This is a genomic window from Flavihumibacter sp. CACIAM 22H1 (genome assembly GCF_001601815.1).
GTDB lineage: Bacteria > Bacteroidota > Bacteroidia > Chitinophagales > Chitinophagaceae > Flavihumibacter.
In genome coordinates, this window is the sequence record NZ_LUKG01000004.1 from 80,767 (window position 1) to 99,729 (window position 18,963).

An 18,963-nucleotide genomic window follows, 5' to 3' on the forward strand; every position below is an offset into this window, starting at 1 on the left:
CCAATAAACGTACTATAGTTCATTGTTATCTTTTCATTTGGTTTATAGGTTAACTGTGTGCCCCAGCTCAACAGGGAGTTGCCATTCAGCCGGGTGATCCGTTGCCAGCCATTTAATACCATTGCGGAAATAATTAGTTTTTCATCGTTTGTGGTAAAACTCAGTTTAGCGCCACTTTCAAAATAGGGCGTGTTTTCGGCAACCATGCTCCTGGTTAAGGTCCAGTTATCACGTCCAACAGCCGCTTCAAACCCGATATGAGAAGGCTGTATACCAATATCGAACCAGAGATTTTTTGTTGCGCTTAATTTATACCCGGCATTTGCTTCGACAATATTTTTTAAAAGTCCAGGCTCTGCTGCATAATTTGCATTCATATAGGTGCCTACACCTATCGCTAAATTTGCCCTTGTTCGTTCTGTGAGGTAAGAGGCCTTGATAAATCCCAGGTTAAGGGTAAATTCATTATGCCTGTTGAAATTGTACAAAAAGCCCGGCCGGGTATTATTGGCAGGTTTGTTAAAATCATAACTGTAGTAAGCTTCCAGGTAACCGCTGATGCTAAAAGGGCGGGTTACCTGGCCGGTTGATGAACTGTCCTGGGCTGCTGTGATAAAAGGTATAAACAGGAAGAGGTGGACGAATATATTTTTCATAGTGGATTCATTATTGTAGGGTGTCTAATGCTATATTCAGTTTCAAAACATGTACAAGGTCTGGTCCTATTGGATTTTTTTCAATATGCTGTTCCAGGAGGGTATTTATTTTGCCCGGTTCCGTTGCCCTGGCTTTAGCAATTCTTGCTACCTGTAATCTTGCTGCAGCAACGGATATATGGGGATCGAGACCGCTACCGGAAGCAGTTACCATTTCTGCCGGAATTTGTTCTTTTTTCACACCAGGGTGGTGAACGAGGAAACTGTCGATCCGCTCCTGTACAATTTTTAAATAATCGGGGTTGGATGGGCCCTTATTACTGCCTGCCGAACCTGCGGCGTTATACTCGACGGCAGAAGGGCGGCCCCAGAAATAACGATCTTCTGTAAATTTCTGTCCGATTCTTTCATACCCAACCACTTTATTGTTGACCATTAGTGTTACCCCGTCTCCACCACCATTGCTTAGTTTGCCGATCAGTGCCACAAGTCCAAAATAAATAAAGCAACAAAGAACCAGCATAACCAGTGATAATTTTGCCGCAGGCAGCATATATTTTTTCATTTGAAAGATTTGATAGTTAAATAAATAGTCCGATAAACAAATCAATTAGCTTAATACCCAGGAAAGGAATTACTAATCCGCCTAATCCGTAGATCAGTAAGTTTCTGCGAAGCAGTGCCGCCGCTCCAATAGGTTTATACGGCACACCTCTAAGCGCCAGCGGTATCAGTAAGGGTATAATCAGGGCATTAAAAATAACTGCCGAAAGTATAGCGGTTTCGGGGCTTTCCAGTTTCATTATATTTAAACCTTGCAGTGCAGGAATTGAACTAATGAATAATGCTGGTACAATAGCGAAATATTTTGCTACGTCATTGGCAATGGAAAACGTAGTAAGGGTTCCCCTTGTAATCAATAATTGTTTTCCTATTTCCACTACTTCTATAAGTTTGGTTGGGTCGTTATCAAGATCAACCATATTGCCGGCTTCTTTGGCTGCCTGCGTTCCGCTGTTCATGGCCACTCCCACATCGGCTTGTGCAAGGGCAGGGGCATCGTTTGTTCCATCTCCCATCATAGCAACGAGTTTGCCCTTCCCCTGTTCCTGCCGGATATAATTCATTTTATCGGCGGGGGTTGCTTCGGCAATGAAGTCATCTACGCCTGCTTTAGCAGCAATGTATTTTGCTGTTAAGGGATTATCGCCGGTTACCATTACCGTTTTAACACCCATTTTACGGAGTCGATGGAACCGGTCCTGCATACCAGGTTTAATTATATCCTGTAGTTCAATAACACCCTGCATCGTATTGTTCATGATTACCACCAGCGGTGTACCCCCGTTTTCTGCAATGGACTTAACCCTGCCTGCGAGGTTTTCAGGAAAAATGTTGCCGGCTTTCTCTACCCTGGACCGGATACTGTCTTCTGCGCCTTTTCGGATTTGCCGGCCATCGGGTAAATTAACTCCACTGCTCCTGGTTTCTGCCGTAAAAGCAATAAATTCCATACCTGGTTGGCTCCGGGGAGAGCAGCCTTTCTGCGCGGCTAATTCAAGTATGGATTTGCCTTCGGGGGTTTCATCTGCCAATGAACTTAATGCAGCCAGTTGAATAAATGTTCTTTCATCTATACCATCAGCCGGGTAAAAGCTGGTAGCCTTCCGGTTACCAATGGTGATGGTTCCGGTTTTGTCCAGCAAAAGTGTATCAATATCGCCGGCTGTTTCAACCGCTTTCCCGCTTTTTGCAATTACATTAGCACGGAGTGCCCGGTCCATACCTGCAATACCAATGGCCGATAACAAACCTCCAATAGTGGTAGGAATAAGGCATACGAAAAGAGAAATATACGCAGCAATAGTAATGGGGGTTTGTGCATAATCGGCAAAGGGTTTTAAGGTTACGCATACAATTATAAAAACGATGGTAAATGATGCCAGTAAAATAGTCAGAGCAATTTCATTCGGTGTTTTTTGGCGGTTAGCACCTTCAACAAGGGCAATCATTTTGTCGAGAAAGCTTTCTCCGGGTGAGGTGGTTACGCGTACAATTATACGATCTGATAATACCTTAGTGCCACCTGTAACAGATGATTTATCACCTCCGGCTTCTCGTATAACAGGAGCCGATTCCCCCGTTATGGCGCTTTCATCAATGGTGGCAATTCCTTCTAATATTTCGCCATCCATTGGAATTATATCACCCGCTTCGCAGATAAACAAATCATTCAACCGAAGGCTGGAAGATGATTGTAGGCTTATTTCTCTACGTCCGTTTTGAGTAATCAGTTGTTTTGCAGGCGTATCCTGCCTGGTTTTCCGCAAACTATCGGCCTGGGCTTTTCCTCTTGCCTCTGCTATGGCTTCTGCGAAATTTGCAAAAACTAAGGTAAGCAGGAGTACCAAAAATACAGCCAGGTTGTAAGCTGTTGAACCTTGTGTGGTATCGCCGGTAAAAATGGCATAAAGAACTACTATCAACATTACTGCACTTCCGATTTCTACGGTAAACATGACAGGATTTTTTATCATCAGGCCAGGGTGCAGTTTCAAAAAGGATTGCCTGAATGCTGTTCTAAGCAGCACCGGATCCAGTAAACGATACGTTTTTTTTCTATGGATAGACATGATTTTTTTATTCGGGATTAATAAAGAGAAAAGTATTCGGCAAAGGGGCCGAGTGTAAGTGCTGGAAAGAAAGCCAGGGCGGAAATAATCAATATCACTGCAAAAATCATTATGCCAAACGTATAACTATCGCTGCGAAGGGTTCCTGCAGTTTCCGGTATATATTTTTTATTGGCAAGCAGTCCGGCTATTGCAAGGGGCCCGATTATAGGTAGGAACCGGCTGATAAGTAACACCAGGCCGGTACTTATATTCCAGAAAACATTGTTGTCGCCCAGGCCTTCCAATCCACTTCCGTTATTGGCTGAGGCGGAGGTATACTCATACAACATTTCACTGAAGCCGTGCGGGCCGGGGTTATTCAGCCAGCTAACTGGTTTTATGGCCCAGTTGTTTGCCGGATAATGAACGAATATATAGGACGACAAGGCCGTTCCGGCTAGTATCAGCAGGGGATGCAGAATGGCAATGAGGGCGGCAATTTTCATTTCCCTGGCTTCAATTTTTCTACCCAGTAGTTCAGGTGTTCTTCCAACCATCAGCCCGGAAATGAATACGGCAATAACGAGGTAAATGAAAAAATTGAGCAAGCCAACTCCACATCCCCCATAAAATGCATTCGTCATCATGCCCAGTAATTGCATTGCATTGGAAACAGGCATGGAACTATCGTGCATACTGTTTACGGAGCCGGTGGATATAATGGTTGTAACAATACTCCAGTAGGCTGAATTAGCCGCGCCAAAACGTAGCTCTTTTCCTTCCATGGCACCGCCTGTTTGCAGAATACCAGTTTTTTCCAATGCCGGGTTGCCGCCTGTTTCGGCTATCATGGTTGGAATTAACAGGCATAGGAAGCCAAGTGTCATTACCGCAAAAATTACCTGTGAAAATTTTCTGCGGTTCAGGTAATAACCCAACGCAAATACCAGGGCAATGGGTATTATTACCTGTGCAATCAGCTCCACCATATTTGTCCGGTAATTGGGGTTTTCAAGGGGGTGTGTAGAATTAGCGCCAAACCATCCGCCCCCATTGGTACCCAGGTGTTTGATGGCTATCATGGCAGCTGCCGGTCCACGTGATACCTGAACCGTATCTCCTTGTAAGGATATATACTGATCCTTCCCTTTAAACGAAGTGGGCGTACCGTTAAAGGCCAGTAGGGTGGCAATAACCAGGCTTATCGGCAAAAGAATACGGGTAATGGATTGGGTAAAGAATACCCAGAAATTGCCGAGCTGATCGGTTACTTTATCGCGAAGGGCTTTAAATAAAACAAAAACAGCTGCAATGCCAGTGGCAGCAGAAACAAATTGAAGGAAACTAATTACAAAAACCTGGGTAAGATAGGTAAGACCAGTTTCACCACTGTAATGCTGGAGATTGCAGTTAACCAAAAATGAAATAGCCGTGTTGAAGGCAAGATCGGGCGATTGAGAAGGGTTTCCATCCGGGTTAAAAAATAGAGAACCCTGTGACACCAAGAGTATAAACGCATATATGAACCAGATCAGGTTAATGCTTAGCAAGGCCCTGAGGTGTTCTTTCCAGGTCATCTGCGCAGCCGGGTTGATGCCACAGCTTTTATAAATAAATTGCTCCAGGGGAGCCATAAAATCCCATATAGATTTTTCTCCTTTTAACCAGCGTGCAATGGCGGCTCCCAAAGGAAGGGCTACAAGTAAGCTAAGGCCATAGGTAAGCAGCACGCCCAGTATTTCTTTATTCATGTGAGGGGCTTTAAAATTTTTCTGGTTTTACCAATACATAACAGAGGTAAATGAATACCAGCGCTGATAATAGAAATAGTGCAGTCATCATAAGCATCAGATTTTTTCAAAGAATTCAATTGATTTAAATAAAAGCCAGAAGCATAAGAAAGCTACCAGCACTAACAGGATCGATTGCAGCATAGGTGTTAAATTGTTGATTCCTGTTTATCTGCCAATTGCGATGCCAGCCCTGTAAACAATTATTTTAATATTGAAAATCAATGATTTATTGATTTGCCTATGACCGGGAAAGGAGAACGGCTATTTCAAAACGATAAAATGGTTTTCATTTTGAAAAAGACTAATGAATGCCATAGTCTTCCAATTTTCTGTAAAGGGTTGTTAAGCCAATGCCCAGGAGGCGGGCAGTTTCAGCTTTTTGCTGGTTGCACAGCTGCAGTACTTTTAGGATATGGGCTTTTTCAATGCTGGCAAGGTCTAAACCGGCCGTTTCTGTAATAGCTGGAAGGGTAGAGGGGTCTAATTCATCGCCATCCGTAAGAATTACACTTCTTTCAATACAATTTTTCAGTTCACGTATATTACCCTTCCATTTCATACTTGTTATCTGGTTGAGATAGGCTGCTGAAACCTGGTTGATTTTTTTATTGGTTTTAGCGGCAAATTGTTTCGTGAAATGAACGGCGAGCAAAGGAATATCTTCTCTGCGCTCTCTGAGTGGGGGTAATTCTATCTGGAAAACGGACAGCCTGTAATAGAGATCTTCCCTGAATCTACCTGCTTCCATTTCTTTTTGGAGATCTCGGTTAGTGGCTGCAATCAGCCTGATATCAACTTTGCGTAGTTGGTTATCGCCCAGGCGATAGAACTCTCCGCTTTCCAATACACGTAATAGTTTAGCTTGCAGTTCAACAGGCATATCGCCCATTTCGTCAAGGAACAGGGTGCCTTTATCCGCTTCTTCCAGCAGCCCTTTTCCGTCTTTCAGTGCCCCGGTAAAGGCCCCGGCTTTATGCCCGAATAATTCATTTTCGAGTAAGTCTTTGGTAAAAGCCGAACAATTGATGGCTACAAAAGACTGTTTCCTACGTGGACTATCGGCATGTATAGCCTGCGCAAATACCTCTTTGCCCGTGCCTGTTTCCCCGGTTAATAAAACTGTGGTATTGGTGGATGCTACGCGCTGTGCCGCAGCAATAGCGGATAAAATAGGGGCAGATTTCCCAATTATCGACTGGAAAGAGTAATGCTTATTTACTTTCGCAAGAAGTTCATTTACCTGGATACGGAGCTTATTTTTTTCTACAGCCCGTTGTACAAGTGGAATTATTTTGTTGTTATCTTCTCCCTTTGTTATGTAATCGAAAGCGCCGTTTTTCATAGCTTGTATACCATCCCCGATATTTCCGTAGGCGGTAAGCAGAATTATTTCAATAACCGGATAATGCTGCTTTAGCCAGCTGGTGAATTCAACGCCATTTCCGTCCGGAAGTTTTACATCGCAGATGATCAGCGCCGGCTCCTCTTTTGCAATCAGTTGCCGGGCGGTTTGTAAACTGGCTGCTTCTTTCACATCATATGCTTCCAGGCGCAGGATTCTTGCCAGTAATCCACGTAGTTTATCTTCATCATCAATAATTAATAAGCTGGGCATCAGTCCTGGATTCGTTTAATTTGTACATCAACCGGAGCAACGATCAGGGGAAATTTTTCAATAACTACGCGCCCTGGGTCTAGCCCAAATCCTTTTTCTTCTGATAAGCTGATTTCTTTCAGTAAAAAATGGAATTTCATGATAATTTTTTCCCAAAAACTCAATTCATTATCCTGGCTCAGGTATTTTTCCATTACCACAAACTGGAAATCACCTACAATATTATTCCGCCCCAGGCTTTCATACCGGCTGGTAACATTTACTTCATGGTTTAGCACCAGGTCTTCCACTACTTTTCTGAACAGCAGGTCTATTCTGGGCTGTACACGGAAACCCAGCCGGAAATCTACCCGTATGATATCATTCGGTATGATATGCTTCACGGAATATTCTGCTGTATACGGATCATCCATAGTATCTACATGTACAAACCAATAGATATCCGCACGTTTCGGTTTTTTGAACAATATGCTGTATAAAATCTTATGTTCAATTTCTTTGGGATTATCTGCACTGCTTAGGTATACCAGGTGGGTGGCATAACGTGGTACCGACTTATCATTGCTCAGTTCCTGGATTTGTGGCACATACTGATCAAGCCGTACAAATTCCACATAACGGTTTTTGATTTTTCTGGCGCGGTACCAATCATACATTATAAAAAACAGCCCACCTCCGATAATGAGGGTAACATAACCACCGTGTGAAAATTTTTCCATATTCGCCCAAAAAAAAGACAACTCAATAGACAGGTAAACCGCCAGGTAAACATAAATAAGCAGGGGGCGTACTCTTTTAATTACCAGGTAATTGGCGAAGAGAATGGAAGTAGCGATCATGCAGAGTGTAATGGCCAGTCCATAGGCAGCCTCCATATTTGCTGCTTTTTTAAAATATAAAACGATGCCGATACAGCCCGCAAATAACATAAAGTTGATAGCGGGAATAAATAACTGACCCCTTGCTTCTGTTGGATAAACGATCCGGAATTTTGGCCACAGATTAAGGCGCATTGATTCGCTGATCAATGTAAAGGAGCCGGATATCAGCGCCTGGCTGGCAATAATGGCAGCAGCTGTGGCAATAGCTATTCCGAAATATAAAAACCATTCCGGCATTACCCCATAAAAGGGGTTGAATCCTTTCTCCAGCATAGCGGCGGTTATTACGGTTCCTTTTTGGGTGCTCAGCAACCAGGCCCCCTGCCCCAGGTAGTTCAGAATCAGGCAGCTTTTTACCATAATCCAGGAATACCGGATATTCCATTTTCCGCAATGCCCCAGGTCGGAATACAACGCTTCTGCCCCCGTGGTACATAAAAAAACACCGCCCAGTATATAAAATCCTTTCGGGTAAGTGATCAATAAATGGATACCATAATACGGGTTAAAGGCTTTGATAACCTTCCATTCATCCATGAAATGAATCAGGCCCAATGCGGCCAGCATAATAAACCAGACAGACATAAGCGGGCCAAAGAATTTACCGATAAATTCAGTGCCAAATTGCTGTATAAAAAACAAAATGGTAAGGATGCCGATAACAATATAAATGATGGTAGTTTGTTGAATAGAAGAAAAAGCAGGCACCTGTTTTAAGCCTTCAATGGCCGAGGTAACCGAAATGGGCGGCGTAATCATACCGTCGGCAAGTAATGCTGCGCCTCCGATCATGGCGGGGATCACCAGCCATTTTCTTCTGCGGCGTACCAGGGCATACAAGGAAAACACCCCACCTTCTCCCCGGTTATCTGCCTGCAGGGTAAGAATAACGTATTTGATGGTTGTTTGGAGGGTTAATGTCCAGATGATCAGGGAAAGTGCACCAATCACCAGTTCTTCCGTAATTTCTTTGCCACTTGTAATGGCATTTAATACATATAATGGAGAGGTTCCGATATCGCCATAAATAATTCCCAATGCAATAAGTACGCCTGCGAAACTGAGCTTTTGATGTGACCCCATAGCTGTTTAATAGGATGTAAAAGTAGAATCGGGGAAGGGCTTCAGCTCTTTTTTGGGCAAGCTTCCTGAAAATCTTTATAAAATCTTTATGTACTGCCTTTAATTTTGTGGATGATTTCGATTTTTCAACTCTACCGCATTGAACGGAAGTATCAATACTTATACAGTATCGGTGCTGTACTGCTGGTGGCAGGGGGTAGCTTTCTGTTTGCTGAATGGATCGATTATCATATTGTAGCGTTTTTACTGCTTGTTACGGTTTCACTTGCAGCTGTAAGTTTTGATATAAAACCAGTACTTATTGCAGCGGTATTATCGGCTGTTATCTGGGACCTGTTTTTTATACCACCCCGGTTTTCATACGCGGTTACTAACCCGGAAGACCTGGCCTTGTTGCTGATGTATTTTGTTATTGTGTTAATTAACTCAGTACTAACTTACCGGATCCGACAGGTTGAAATACTGGCGCGGCAAAGAGCAGAAAAAACAAGAGAAATTCAATTGTATAATGCCATTCTCAATTCCTTATCGCACGAACTAAGAACACCAATTGCTACGATTATGGGAGCAACAGATAATTTACTGGAAAATAGTTCGGTAATCAGCGAAACCAATAAATCGATTTTGTTGACCCAGATCAGTGAATCCGCCACCCGATTAAATCAACAGGTAGAGAACCTGCTGAATATGTCGCGCCTCGAGGCCGGCCAATTAAAAGCCCGTCCTGATTGGACGGATATAAATGAGCTTTTACACAGCCTGGTACGTACAAGTGCGGGTACTGCCACCGGCCATCGGATCAGTTTATCGGTAGCCGGTAATTTGCCCATGGTTAAACTGGATAAACGTATGCTGGAGCAGGCATTATTTAATCTGCTTACGAATGCGCAGGTGCATACCCCGGCAGGTACATTTATAGAGTTAGGTAGTTCGTATGAGCATGGTTGGCTGAGCTGTTGGGTGGAAGACAATGGGCCAGGTTTCCCGATGGATGAACAGGAACTTGTATTCGACCGGTTTTACCGGCTCAAAAACACGTCTGGTTCAGGAACCGGATTAGGTTTATCGATCGTAAAAGGATTTGCAGAAGCTATGGGCGGACAAGTGGTATTATCGAGCAGCCTGCAGGCAGGTTCAAGATTTACCATTACCCTGCCAGCGCCTGCTGCCGTAAATCTTCCCGTACATGAATAAAACACAGATACTGATCATAGAGGATGAGCCAGCCTTGCGAACAATGCTGGAAATTACCCTCCAGGCCAACAACTATGCCGTTCAATTGGCTAAAAAAGGGAAGGATGGGTTGATAATGGCAGAAAATCATCCTCCTGACCTGATCCTGCTCGATCTGGGTTTGCCGGATATACGGGGCCAGGAACTGCTGGTGCAGTTAAGAACCTGGTTTACGAATCCGATTATTATCATAAGTGTACAGAAAGAAGAGGAAGAAATCATCAAAGCACTTGATAATGGTGCCAATGATTATTTATCCAAACCGTTTCGAACCGGTGAGTTACTGGCCAGGATGCGGGCCTCTCTGCGTTCGGTGGTAGCGGAAGATTACCAACCGGTTTTACAGTTTTCAGGCCTGTCTATTAACCTCGAAGAAAGGACGGTGCGAAGAGAAGAAGAATTGATCCGGCTTACCACCACGGAATATAACCTACTGCTTTTGCTGGCCAAAAACGAGGGCAAAGTATTGACCCATGCATTTTTACTGCGAACGATCTGGGGACCTGGATTTATTAACCAGTCGCAATACCTGCGGGTTTTTATTGCCCAGCTTAGGAAAAAGCTGGAACCCGACCCCAATAATCCCAGTTATATAATAACCGAGTCTGGTGTTGGTTACCGTTTTTTAGGTATGTTTGGCTGATAATTTAATGCCTATGCAGGAAAGCTTCTGGAGAGAATTATTAGAAGAGTTTCATCGCCCCTTATCTAATCCGGTATTAATATTTTCATTAATTCTACTGATCATCCTGCTTTCTCCAATTCTATTACGGAAGCTGAATATTCCGGGTATTATAGGGCTCATAATTTCCGGGGTTGTCATCGGCCCGCATGGGCTTAACATCCTTGCTAAGAATTCGGCGATCGATCTTTTTTCAACGATCGGCTTATTGTATATTATGTTTATTGCAGGGCTGGAACTGGATCTGAATGAATTCCAGAAGCATAAGAACCGGAGTTTTGTTTTTGGAGCGCTCACTTTTTTTATACCCCTCTCCATTGGTTACCCCGTTTGTTATTATCTGCTCGGCTATGGTGCCAATGCAAGTTTTTTAACGGCCAGTATGTTTGCAACGCATACGCTGGTAGCCTATCCGATTGTAACCCGGTTTGGAATTTCCAAACAGTCGGCCGTTGCCATTGCTGTAGGTGGAACCATTCTGACGGATACAGCAGTGCTAATCATTCTGGCAGTAATTATGGGTGCTTCCAAAGGAAATCTTAACCAGGAGTTCTGGATTCGCCTGGGAACTTCACTGGCTATTTTTTCCGGTATCATGTTTTTCCTGATACCTCGTATTGCCCGCTGGTTCTTCAGAAAACTCGAAAGCGAAAAAACATCGCATTATATTTTTGTTTTGTCGGTGGTTTTTTTTGCAGCTTTTCTGGCCGAAGTGGCCGGGGTGGAATCCATTATAGGGGCTTTCGTAGCCGGCTTGGCATTGAATAAACTGATCCCGCATTCCTCGGCATTAATGAACCGGATCGAATTTATCGGTAATGCTATTTTTATTCCCTTTTTTCTGATCAGTGTCGGAATGCTGGTAGATATCCGCGTTATATTTAACGGGTATACCGCACTTTTAGTAGCCGGTGTTTTAACAGTGACGGCATTGGTGGGTAAGTGGCTGGCTGCTTTTACCACGCAGAAACTATTTAGCTATAAAACGGCTGAACGTCAGTTGATCTTTGGTTTAAGTTCGGCGCACGCTGCTGCTACATTGGCTATTATACTGGTAGGGTTCCGGGAAGGCATCCTGGATGAAAATATTCTTAATGGCACAATCATCCTGATTCTTATTACCTGTTTGGTGGCATCCTTTGCAACCGAACACGCTGCCAAGAAACTGGTTTTGGATTCGGATGGCGGTATGAACCTGGATAAGGGAACATTACTTGATAAGGAACATATTTTACTGCCTATAGAAGATTATGAAAAGGTAGAGCCGATGCTGGAACTGGCCATTCTTTTCAAGGATAAAAAATCGCCCCATCCGATTACCGTATTATCAGTAGTGCCGAATAATGAAGAAGCCGAAAATAACCTGCTGATTGCCCGTAAAAAACTGGAAAAATCCTACCAGATAGCTGCCGCTACCGATACCAACCTGAATGTAATTGCTTCCATTGATCATAATATTAATAGTGGTATAATCCGTACTTCCAAAGAAATTATGGCCAGTATGGTTATCCTGAACTGGCCGGAAAAAAATACGATGATGGAGAAATTCTTTGGAGAAACCACAGAGAACATGTTATCCGGACTCGATCGGAATATTATTATATCAGATACCAACCGGGTATTGATTACCCATAAAAGAATACTGATATTTTGCCCGCCACTGGTGGAGCTGGAAAAAGGATTTTCTACCTGCCTGGATACGGTACTTCGGTTATCGAAAGAATTGTCGATTCCTGTATTCTGTTATTGCAATCCCAAATCACAACGCGCCATTAATGCCTACCTGGAAGCTTCCAAATCTGGTGCTATCAGCTTTTACCAGTTTGACGACTGGGCAGATTTTCTGGTATTATCCAAAACCATTCAGCAGGATGATATCATGATCTTTTTTGCGGGAAGAAAGGGGTCGCTCTCCTATGATCCGGTATTTGATAATATTCTGCTGAAACTAGACAAGTATTTCGGCTCCACTACCAAATTAATGATCTATCCAAGCCAGTTCGATTCTGATCATAAATTTGAGGAATATGAAGACATTAATGCTGAAACCCTCAATAAGGGCATAGAGAAGATCCAGAAAATTGGTCGCGAAATCGGAAATATTTTCAAGAGTGGTAAAGAAGATTAAAGAGCGGTTGCGGATTTTGATGATCATTTGCCATGCAGGGCCCGGATCCTCCTGCAATACCATGTATCTTGATCCGAAATCCTGCGCAGTATGAAAGTACAGTTGCTTACATTCCTGGCCATTTTCTGCTCGTTGGCCGTATACTCGCAACCCTATCGGCTGATTGCCCACCGGGGGGGAGTAGTGGATAGTCTTCGTCCGGAAAACAGCCTGCCTGCCCTGGAGACGGCGATTGCGCAACACTACTGGATGGTTGAAATTGATCTGCGCATTACTGCGGATAGCGTGCTGATTACCCAACACGACAGAACCTTTAAGCGCTATTTTGGATTGGATAGCATGGTGAGCAGCTTACCCTGGTCCAGGATTCAACAACTTCGCTCCCCAACCGGTAGCCGGGTGCTTAGTTTTGAAGAAATATTACGTACCTGCAAAGGTCGTATCGGGGTTATGATTGATAACAAAATTGACGGCATGGATGAAGCCCTGTTTACCCGGGTATTGAAACTACTGGATAAATATGGCCTGCGTAAAGAGGCCTTAATGATTGGAACAGATGAATCGACCGAGTTTTTCAGGGGTAAAATAAAGCTGAGTTGCACCCGGAAACAACTGGAAGAAAACAAGCTCCGGCCCGACTGGAACCCCGCACACTACTATCTTTTTTCTGCGGATATCAGCAGGGAAGACCTGGAATGGGCTGAAAAAGAAGGTATTCTGGTAGTTGGCGTATTAAACCACCGCAACCCTTCTGCCCCGGATGCATTGGAAATGGCCCGGCAAAGAGCCCAGAAATTAAAGGAGGCGGGGGTCCGCAATTTTCAGCTGGATGCGGCCTTTAAATCGGTACTATAGGGCGGAATGTTAAAATATTATTAGCAATTAGTAAGATCGGATAACTTGTTTTATCTTTGCGCCAGCTTACTGAAAACTACGATTGCCTGCGTCAGCAGGCATTTTATTTGCCCGCTGGTGCCATATAGTCACGAAAACAAACAGGATGAAAAACCAGTCATTACCTATTCCGTCATGGAGAAAAATGTATGTTGCCTACCCGGCAGCGGCTCCAGCACCCGTTAAAACCATCCCTGAAACAGCACAAAAAGAAGAAACAGCAAACAGGGAGCCGGTATCCATGCAAGAATTTCAGCGGAAAGCATTTGTGGGGAATTATTTTGCAGGTCCGCATTGTTTATTTGATCCACGCCTGTTCCGCTAAAATCAATCCGTAGGCAGGATGAAAAACTTGGATTAAATTGGGGCTATAACTCCATTTGCCATGAAGGATTTTTTGCTTGCGGTTTGGGAGCAGACGCGTGCTTTCTTTGGGTTCGATGCCCTTATTAAAATTATATCGGAGGGCGATTACAGCAGTTTACGAACCTTTGAAGGTATTGCTGCACTATTTGCACCGATCATACCTATCATTTTGATTCTGGAACTGATACGCGGACTTTTATATAAAAAGTTCAGTATCATTTCCTACAAAATTCCTTTTTTTTCCTACGTTTTAAATGCCGTGCTTGGTCGGTTTATTGCCATTGGCATGACCTTGCTGGTTATCGGCTGGCTCGAAGATAAAGCGCTTTTCACGGTGCCCTTTACCTGGTATTGGTTTATATACGGTTATATTGTGTGGGAACTTGCGCATTTTGTATACCATTACCTGGCCCATAAGGTACGCTTGCTCTGGTGTTTTCATTCTACACACCATGCGCCGGAAACCATGCACCTGGGGGTTACTTACTCTCATTTTTTCCTGGAAGCCCCTTATGCAGATCTGATACGGACAACTATCTGTATTCTTTTAGGCGTACCCCCACCTATGTTATTTGTAATTATGTTTATTGACGGCACCTGGGGAGCATTCATACATGTTGGTGAAACTGTTATGAAAAAAGGAGATATGGGCTGGTTTGGCAAATGGATTCTCACCCCCTCACATCACCGCGTTCACCATGCGAAAAATGTAGCCTACATGGATACCAATTTCTGTAACCTGCTTAATATCTGGGATAAAGTATTTAAAACCTACCAGCCCGAAAAGCAGGGCATTTCCATAAAATATGGCATCACCAGGGAGATGAAACCAAATAATTTTATGGATGCTTATTTTGGCGAAATAACTGCCCTTGCGAGAGATGTATACAGGGCCCCCGGGCTAAAAAATAAGCTGCTTTACCTGGTAATGCCGCCTGGTTGGAGCCATACAGGTGATCATAAAACAGCGGCCGTTATGAAAAAAATGCAGGACCAGCAAGACGCCTGAACCACCTAAACGATTGCCATGAAAACCAATACTGCCAAACGACAATTTGCAGGTTTTCTCCTGATGGGAATTGGAGCTTTTATCGGTTTTATCAGTTGTGTACTCAGCCTGCTGAACCCGATCCCGGAACTCTATAATTTAATCCTGTATGGTCTTACTTCTGTAGCAATAGTAGTAGCACTTATAGGATTGTATCTTGTATTGGAATAAACTCCTGTTCATGCATGTTTTCCATTTCAGACTTTTAACAGCCTGCTTATTGTGTTGGTGCCTGCCATCACTGGCTGAACGAAAAACTAATTTTCCCATTGATCCGAAAGCTACCAAGGAAACATTGGCCTTATTTACCTACCTGAAGCAGATTTCAGGGCATTCCATACTCTTTGGGCACCAACATGCCACAGAATATGGACATGGCTGGTGGGGAGAGGCAAATCGCTCTGACGTAAAATCTGTAACAGGTAGCCATCCCGCAGTTATTGGTGTTGACTTCAGCGGCTTATCCGGACAACCTGATTCCCTTATTACCAAAGAAGAAAACAGGCTTCGGCAAATTATACAGGATACCTATGAGAGAGGCGGCATTATTACTGTTTCCTGGCATTTTAATAATCCCTTATCCGATGGCGGTTTTTATTGGAAAGAAGGCGTTTCTGCGGCAGCGGTACCCTTACTGATTCCGGGTGCAGCCAAACACGCAGTGTATAAAGCCATCCTTACCAGAATTGCGGCCTTTCTTCATACCGTTAAAGGAAAAAATGGGGCCTTGGTTCCATTGTTGTTCCGTCCTTTTCATGAATTGGATGGCAGTTGGTTCTGGTGGGGAAAAAACCATTGCACCCCGGAGCAACTGAAAGAGTTATGGAAATTCACAGTTAGCTATCTGCGCGATTCTATGCAGGTACATCAGCTGCTCTATGCCTATTCTCCGGATTGTACGTTTCGCACGGAGGAAGAATTCCTGGAGCGGTACCCGGGTGATGCGTATGTTGACCTGGTTGGGATGGACAACTATGCAGATTTTGGACGAGATGGAAAATACGACCTGGCAGCAGCTGCTCATAAATTACAGGTGGTACAGCAATATGCGGATAAAGCAGGTAAACTGACGGCTTTAACAGAAACAGGATTGGAATCTATTCCAAAACCTGACTGGTGGACAAGCGTTCTATTAAAAACCATTCGAACACCCGGCCTGAAACTTTGCTATGTGCTCGTATGGCGTAATGACACAAGAAGCGCTACGCATTACTATGCCCCTTTTCCGGGCCAGCTAAGTGTGCCGGATTTTATCCGCTTCTATAAAGATCCTGCTATATTATTTGAAAAGGATTTACCCCGGCTCTACCAGCCTTAAAGGCTGCCTTTTTTCAATTCTTTCACCGCATAGTCACAGGCCCGCGCTGTTAAAGCCATATAAGTTATGGAAGGATTTACGCAGGAACCGGATGTCATGCAGGCCCCGTCGGTTACAAAAACATTTTTAACGGAATGCAGTTGGTTGAATGCATTAAGTACCGAGGTTTTGGGATCATGCCCCATCCTGGCTGTACCCATTTCATGATTGGCGTTGCCGGGAAACGAGATCTTTCCGCTCACTTTTATGTTTTTATAACCACCGGCTTCTAACAGTTCTGAACCTGTTTTGGCCGCATCTTCAAACATGCGAAATTCATTTTCCCTGAATCGTACATCGAACGAAATGAGTGGCCTTCCGAATGGATCTTTTTTATCGGGATGAAGGCTCATTTTATTATCGGAATAAGGCAGGCATTCGCCAAAATGATAAAGACTTATTTTCCAGGGACCAGCTTCGGTGAGCGCAGTTTTATATGTTGCTCCAATTCCTTCTGCCATGTTTCGCTGACGGTGGGCACCCCCGCCAAAATGATAACCTCTTAAAAAATCGCTGGTATTTTCTGTTGCGTTTCTAAACCGGGGAATATAAATATTTGTTGGCCTTCTTCCTGTATAATAACTGTCTTCATATCCTTCTACATCCGCACTTATAACCAGCCCTTTATGATGATCCATCATATTCAGCCCCAGTTGTCCGCTGTCATTACCCATGCCATTTGGAAACCTGTTGGAAACAGAATTTAACAAAATGGCGGTAGTTCCGATTGTGGCGGCATTAATAAAAAGAATGGTTGAATAAAATACCTCCGTTTTTTTGGTATTGGTATCAATTACTTCAACTCCTTTAGCGCGCTGGGAATCATTATCAAAAACTACGTTGTTTACGAGTGAGTATGGACGTATGGTTAAACGCCCCGTGGCAAGGGCTGCCGGTAAGGTGCTGGAATTGGAGCTGAAATAAGCGCCGAATGGACAGCCCCTGTGACAAAGATTTCTCGATTGGCAAACACCCCGGCCTTTTAACGGGGCTGTTAAATTTGCCGATCTGCCGATGATTACCTGCCTGCTTTTGTAAGTGGAAGCAATTTTTTTGGTAAAGTCCTTTTCCACACAATTCATCTCAAAGGGCGGCTGAAAGATACCATCCGGTAAATGAGGAATGCCATCCCGATTACCGCTGATGCCGGCAAATGCTTCCACATAATCGTACCAGGGAGCAAGGTCTTTATACCGGATCGGCCAGTCTATTCCGTGCCCGTCCTTTAGATTGGCTTCGAAATCCAGATCGCTCCATCGGTAACAGGCTCTTGCCCATAAGAGAGACCGTCCGCCTACTACATCGGCCCGGATCCAATCGTATCGTTGAATTTCTTCGTATGGGTTTTCCAGGTCCTTTACATAAAAATGTTTGTTATCCTCATTGATGGAATAATGACGGGTTTGAACAGGATATTTTTTCCGGTCTTCCTGTGATAAACTATTCCTGTGTTCAAACTCCCAGGGATGCATCAGCGCAGTTGGATAGGAAGGGTGTTGCATGGGGCCTCCCCTTTCCAGCAGCAGCACACGTAAGCCTTTTTCACATAATTCTTTGGCAGCCCAACCACCGCTTACACCAGAACCAACAACAATGGCATCATAGGTATTCTGCGGGGTGGCCTTTGTATTTAGATAGAGAGAATCAGCCGGCATATCTAAAAAAGATCAGTTAATTAAAGAAAATGTTTTTTTATTGCCTGGGGATAGTCGGCCAGTGCAGCTTCTGGTTCGGCAATTTCAGGATGCCAGAGTTTTTCCCATTCGAAACTCAGGTAACCTCTATACCTGTCCCGGGCAAGAAGATCGAGCCCTTCAAAAACCGGTACTTCTCCCTGCCCCAAAAATGTATAACGCAACTTACCGTTTTCTTTGACGGCATCTTTAACGTGCACATGGCGGATGTATTTTTTTAACTGCAGGTAAACCATGGACGGGGCTTCGCCGGTAATGGTCCACATATTTGAAATATCCCAGATCAGCCCGATTTTCGAGTTTTTTACGGCCATCATCAGCTCCTCCAGGTCAGCTGTTTTAACGAGATCTCCATGCGTTTCCATCAATACTTCAACCTTCGAACCCCTTGCATGCTCGGCTAATTCAACCAAACCGCTTTTGATCAGTTCCATCGTTTCTTCCCTGCTTTGTTCCTTGGGAAAATTGTTGGGGAAAACTCGTATATACGGACAATTCAACTGCTCCGCCAGGTCGATGAATCGTTTCCCATCCTCCAACTGTTGTTGGCGTTTGGCGGCCTCCTTAAAATGTAGGGTGCAGGAAGAACCCAGCCCCACAAAATGCAGTTTTTTTTCTTTCATACGGGCCAGCGTTTGTGCGCGACCGGCAGCTGATTGAAAGATCGGCGCTTTGGGTAAATCCATTTCGCGTTGAATGCCCCTGATCTCCAGGCCCTGGTATCCATGGGCCGCAGCAAATGCAGTTATTTTATCAAAATCCCAATCCGGACAACCCAGGGTAGAAAAACTTAGTTTGGGTTGATAACGGTTGGCGGCAAAAGCAGGCAGGGCATACATGCCCGTGAGCAGGAGGGTGCCCGTTCTGATAAAATCACGTCTTGAAGGGTGAAATTTTGCTTGCATCTTGAAAAGATAG

The 18,963-nt window shown here is 44.1% G+C and carries 17 protein-coding genes; 8 read left to right on the forward strand and 9 right to left on the reverse strand.

What is annotated here, in order from left to right; translation table 11 throughout:
• From A1D16_RS02190 to A1D16_RS02215, 7 genes are all read right to left on the reverse strand, one after another.
• The coding region (locus A1D16_RS02190) for an outer membrane beta-barrel protein (protein WP_290707342.1) at window positions 1-656 on the reverse strand (656 nt) is incomplete at its 3' end.
• A 10-nt stretch (window positions 657-666) separates the two neighbouring features.
• Entirely contained in the window at window positions 667-1,221 is a 555-nt protein-coding gene (locus A1D16_RS02195; protein ID WP_290707344.1) for a potassium-transporting ATPase subunit C, read from the reverse strand.
• A gap of 16 nt (window positions 1,222-1,237) precedes the next feature.
• Window positions 1,238-3,289, reverse strand: a complete 2,052-nt coding sequence (gene kdpB / locus A1D16_RS02200; protein ID WP_290707346.1) for a potassium-transporting ATPase subunit KdpB — start codon at window positions 3,287-3,289, stop codon at window positions 1,238-1,240.
• A gap of 17 nt (window positions 3,290-3,306) precedes the next feature.
• Entirely contained in the window at window positions 3,307-5,022 is a 1,716-nt protein-coding gene (gene kdpA / locus A1D16_RS02205) for a potassium-transporting ATPase subunit KdpA (RefSeq protein WP_290707348.1), read from the reverse strand.
• A 10-nt stretch (window positions 5,023-5,032) separates the two neighbouring features.
• Window positions 5,033-5,119 carry a K(+)-transporting ATPase subunit F gene (gene kdpF, locus A1D16_RS21675; protein ID WP_366206337.1) on the reverse strand — a complete coding sequence of 29 codons (87 nt, stop codon included), beginning with the start codon at window positions 5,117-5,119 and terminating at the stop codon, window positions 5,033-5,035.
• Between the two features lie 246 nt (window positions 5,120-5,365).
• Window positions 5,366-6,679 carry a sigma-54 dependent transcriptional regulator gene (locus A1D16_RS02210; RefSeq protein WP_366206325.1) on the reverse strand — a complete coding sequence of 438 codons (1,314 nt, stop codon included), beginning with the start codon at window positions 6,677-6,679 and terminating at the stop codon, window positions 5,366-5,368.
• Complete coding sequence (locus A1D16_RS02215) at window positions 6,679-8,643, reverse strand: KUP/HAK/KT family potassium transporter (RefSeq protein ID WP_290707350.1); 1,965 nt, start codon at window positions 8,641-8,643, stop codon at window positions 6,679-6,681. Before A1D16_RS02215 ends, A1D16_RS02210 begins: the two co-directional genes overlap by 1 nt.
• A gap of 111 nt (window positions 8,644-8,754) precedes the next feature.
• Here A1D16_RS02215 and A1D16_RS02220 point away from each other — a divergent pair, with 111 nt between their 5' ends.
• The 8 genes from A1D16_RS02220 (at window position 8,755) to A1D16_RS02255 (ending at window position 16,312) form a co-directional block, all read left to right on the forward strand.
• Window positions 8,755-9,837, forward strand: a complete 1,083-nt coding sequence (locus tag A1D16_RS02220) for an ATP-binding protein (RefSeq protein WP_290707352.1) — start codon at window positions 8,755-8,757, stop codon at window positions 9,835-9,837.
• Window positions 9,830-10,519, forward strand: a complete 690-nt coding sequence (locus A1D16_RS02225; protein ID WP_290707354.1) for a response regulator — start codon at window positions 9,830-9,832, stop codon at window positions 10,517-10,519. Before A1D16_RS02220 ends, A1D16_RS02225 begins: the two co-directional genes overlap by 8 nt.
• Before the next feature lie 13 nt (window positions 10,520-10,532).
• Window positions 10,533-12,686 (forward strand): cation:proton antiporter, encoded by a 2,154-nt coding sequence (locus tag A1D16_RS02230; protein WP_290707356.1) that lies wholly within the window; start codon window positions 10,533-10,535, stop codon window positions 12,684-12,686.
• A 90-nt stretch (window positions 12,687-12,776) separates the two neighbouring features.
• Window positions 12,777-13,541, forward strand: a complete 765-nt coding sequence (locus A1D16_RS02235; protein WP_290707358.1) for a glycerophosphodiester phosphodiesterase family protein — start codon at window positions 12,777-12,779, stop codon at window positions 13,539-13,541.
• Window positions 13,542-13,686: 145 nt separating this feature from the next.
• Window positions 13,687-13,905, forward strand: coding sequence for a hypothetical protein (locus A1D16_RS02240; protein WP_290707361.1), 219 nt, complete (start codon window positions 13,687-13,689; stop codon window positions 13,903-13,905).
• Between the two features lie 60 nt (window positions 13,906-13,965).
• Window positions 13,966-14,955, forward strand: a complete 990-nt coding sequence (locus A1D16_RS02245) for a sterol desaturase family protein (protein WP_290707362.1) — start codon at window positions 13,966-13,968, stop codon at window positions 14,953-14,955.
• A gap of 18 nt (window positions 14,956-14,973) precedes the next feature.
• A complete protein-coding gene (locus A1D16_RS02250) occupies window positions 14,974-15,165 on the forward strand; it encodes a hypothetical protein (protein WP_290707365.1) in 192 nt (63 codons plus the stop codon).
• A gap of 10 nt (window positions 15,166-15,175) precedes the next feature.
• Window positions 15,176-16,312 carry a glycosyl hydrolase gene (locus A1D16_RS02255; RefSeq protein ID WP_290707367.1) on the forward strand — a complete coding sequence of 379 codons (1,137 nt, stop codon included), beginning with the start codon at window positions 15,176-15,178 and terminating at the stop codon, window positions 16,310-16,312.
• Here A1D16_RS02255 and A1D16_RS02260 read toward each other — a convergent pair.
• On the reverse strand, window positions 16,309-18,006 hold the full coding sequence (locus A1D16_RS02260; RefSeq protein WP_290707369.1) for a GMC family oxidoreductase: 1,698 nt from the start codon (window positions 18,004-18,006) through the stop codon (window positions 16,309-16,311). The genes A1D16_RS02255 and A1D16_RS02260 overlap by 4 nt on opposite strands.
• A 20-nt stretch (window positions 18,007-18,026) precedes the next feature.
• The gene (locus tag A1D16_RS02265; RefSeq protein ID WP_290707371.1) at window positions 18,027-18,950 is read right to left on the reverse strand and encodes a sugar phosphate isomerase/epimerase family protein; all 924 of its coding nucleotides are present in this window, start codon (window positions 18,948-18,950) and stop codon (window positions 18,027-18,029) included.
• Window positions 18,951-18,963 lie beyond the last annotated feature (13 nt).

Coding starts and splice junctions, on each gene's coding strand:
- A1D16_RS02195 (WP_290707344.1), bottom strand. CDS start 1,221: ATGAAAAAATATATGCTGCCTGCGGCAAAATTATCACTGGTTATGCTG.
- kdpB (WP_290707346.1), bottom strand. CDS start 3,289: ATGTCTATCCATAGAAAAAAAACGTATCGTTTACTGGATCCGGTGCTG.
- kdpA (WP_290707348.1), bottom strand. CDS start 5,022: ATGAATAAAGAAATACTGGGCGTGCTGCTTACCTATGGCCTTAGCTTA.
- kdpF (WP_366206337.1), bottom strand. CDS start 5,119: ATGCTTATGATGACTGCACTATTTCTATTATCAGCGCTGGTATTCATT.
- A1D16_RS02210 (WP_366206325.1), bottom strand. CDS start 6,679: ATGCCCAGCTTATTAATTATTGATGATGAAGATAAACTACGTGGATTA.
- A1D16_RS02215 (WP_290707350.1), bottom strand. CDS start 8,643: ATGGGGTCACATCAAAAGCTCAGTTTCGCAGGCGTACTTATTGCATTG.
- A1D16_RS02220 (WP_290707352.1), top strand. CDS start 8,755: ATGATTTCGATTTTTCAACTCTACCGCATTGAACGGAAGTATCAATAC.
- A1D16_RS02225 (WP_290707354.1), top strand. CDS start 9,830: ATGAATAAAACACAGATACTGATCATAGAGGATGAGCCAGCCTTGCGA.
- A1D16_RS02230 (WP_290707356.1), top strand. CDS start 10,533: ATGCAGGAAAGCTTCTGGAGAGAATTATTAGAAGAGTTTCATCGCCCC.
- A1D16_RS02235 (WP_290707358.1), top strand. CDS start 12,777: ATGAAAGTACAGTTGCTTACATTCCTGGCCATTTTCTGCTCGTTGGCC.
- A1D16_RS02240 (WP_290707361.1), top strand. CDS start 13,687: ATGAAAAACCAGTCATTACCTATTCCGTCATGGAGAAAAATGTATGTT.
- A1D16_RS02245 (WP_290707362.1), top strand. CDS start 13,966: ATGAAGGATTTTTTGCTTGCGGTTTGGGAGCAGACGCGTGCTTTCTTT.
- A1D16_RS02250 (WP_290707365.1), top strand. CDS start 14,974: ATGAAAACCAATACTGCCAAACGACAATTTGCAGGTTTTCTCCTGATG.
- A1D16_RS02255 (WP_290707367.1), top strand. CDS start 15,176: ATGCATGTTTTCCATTTCAGACTTTTAACAGCCTGCTTATTGTGTTGG.
- A1D16_RS02260 (WP_290707369.1), bottom strand. CDS start 18,006: ATGCCGGCTGATTCTCTCTATCTAAATACAAAGGCCACCCCGCAGAAT.
- A1D16_RS02265 (WP_290707371.1), bottom strand. CDS start 18,950: ATGCAAGCAAAATTTCACCCTTCAAGACGTGATTTTATCAGAACGGGC.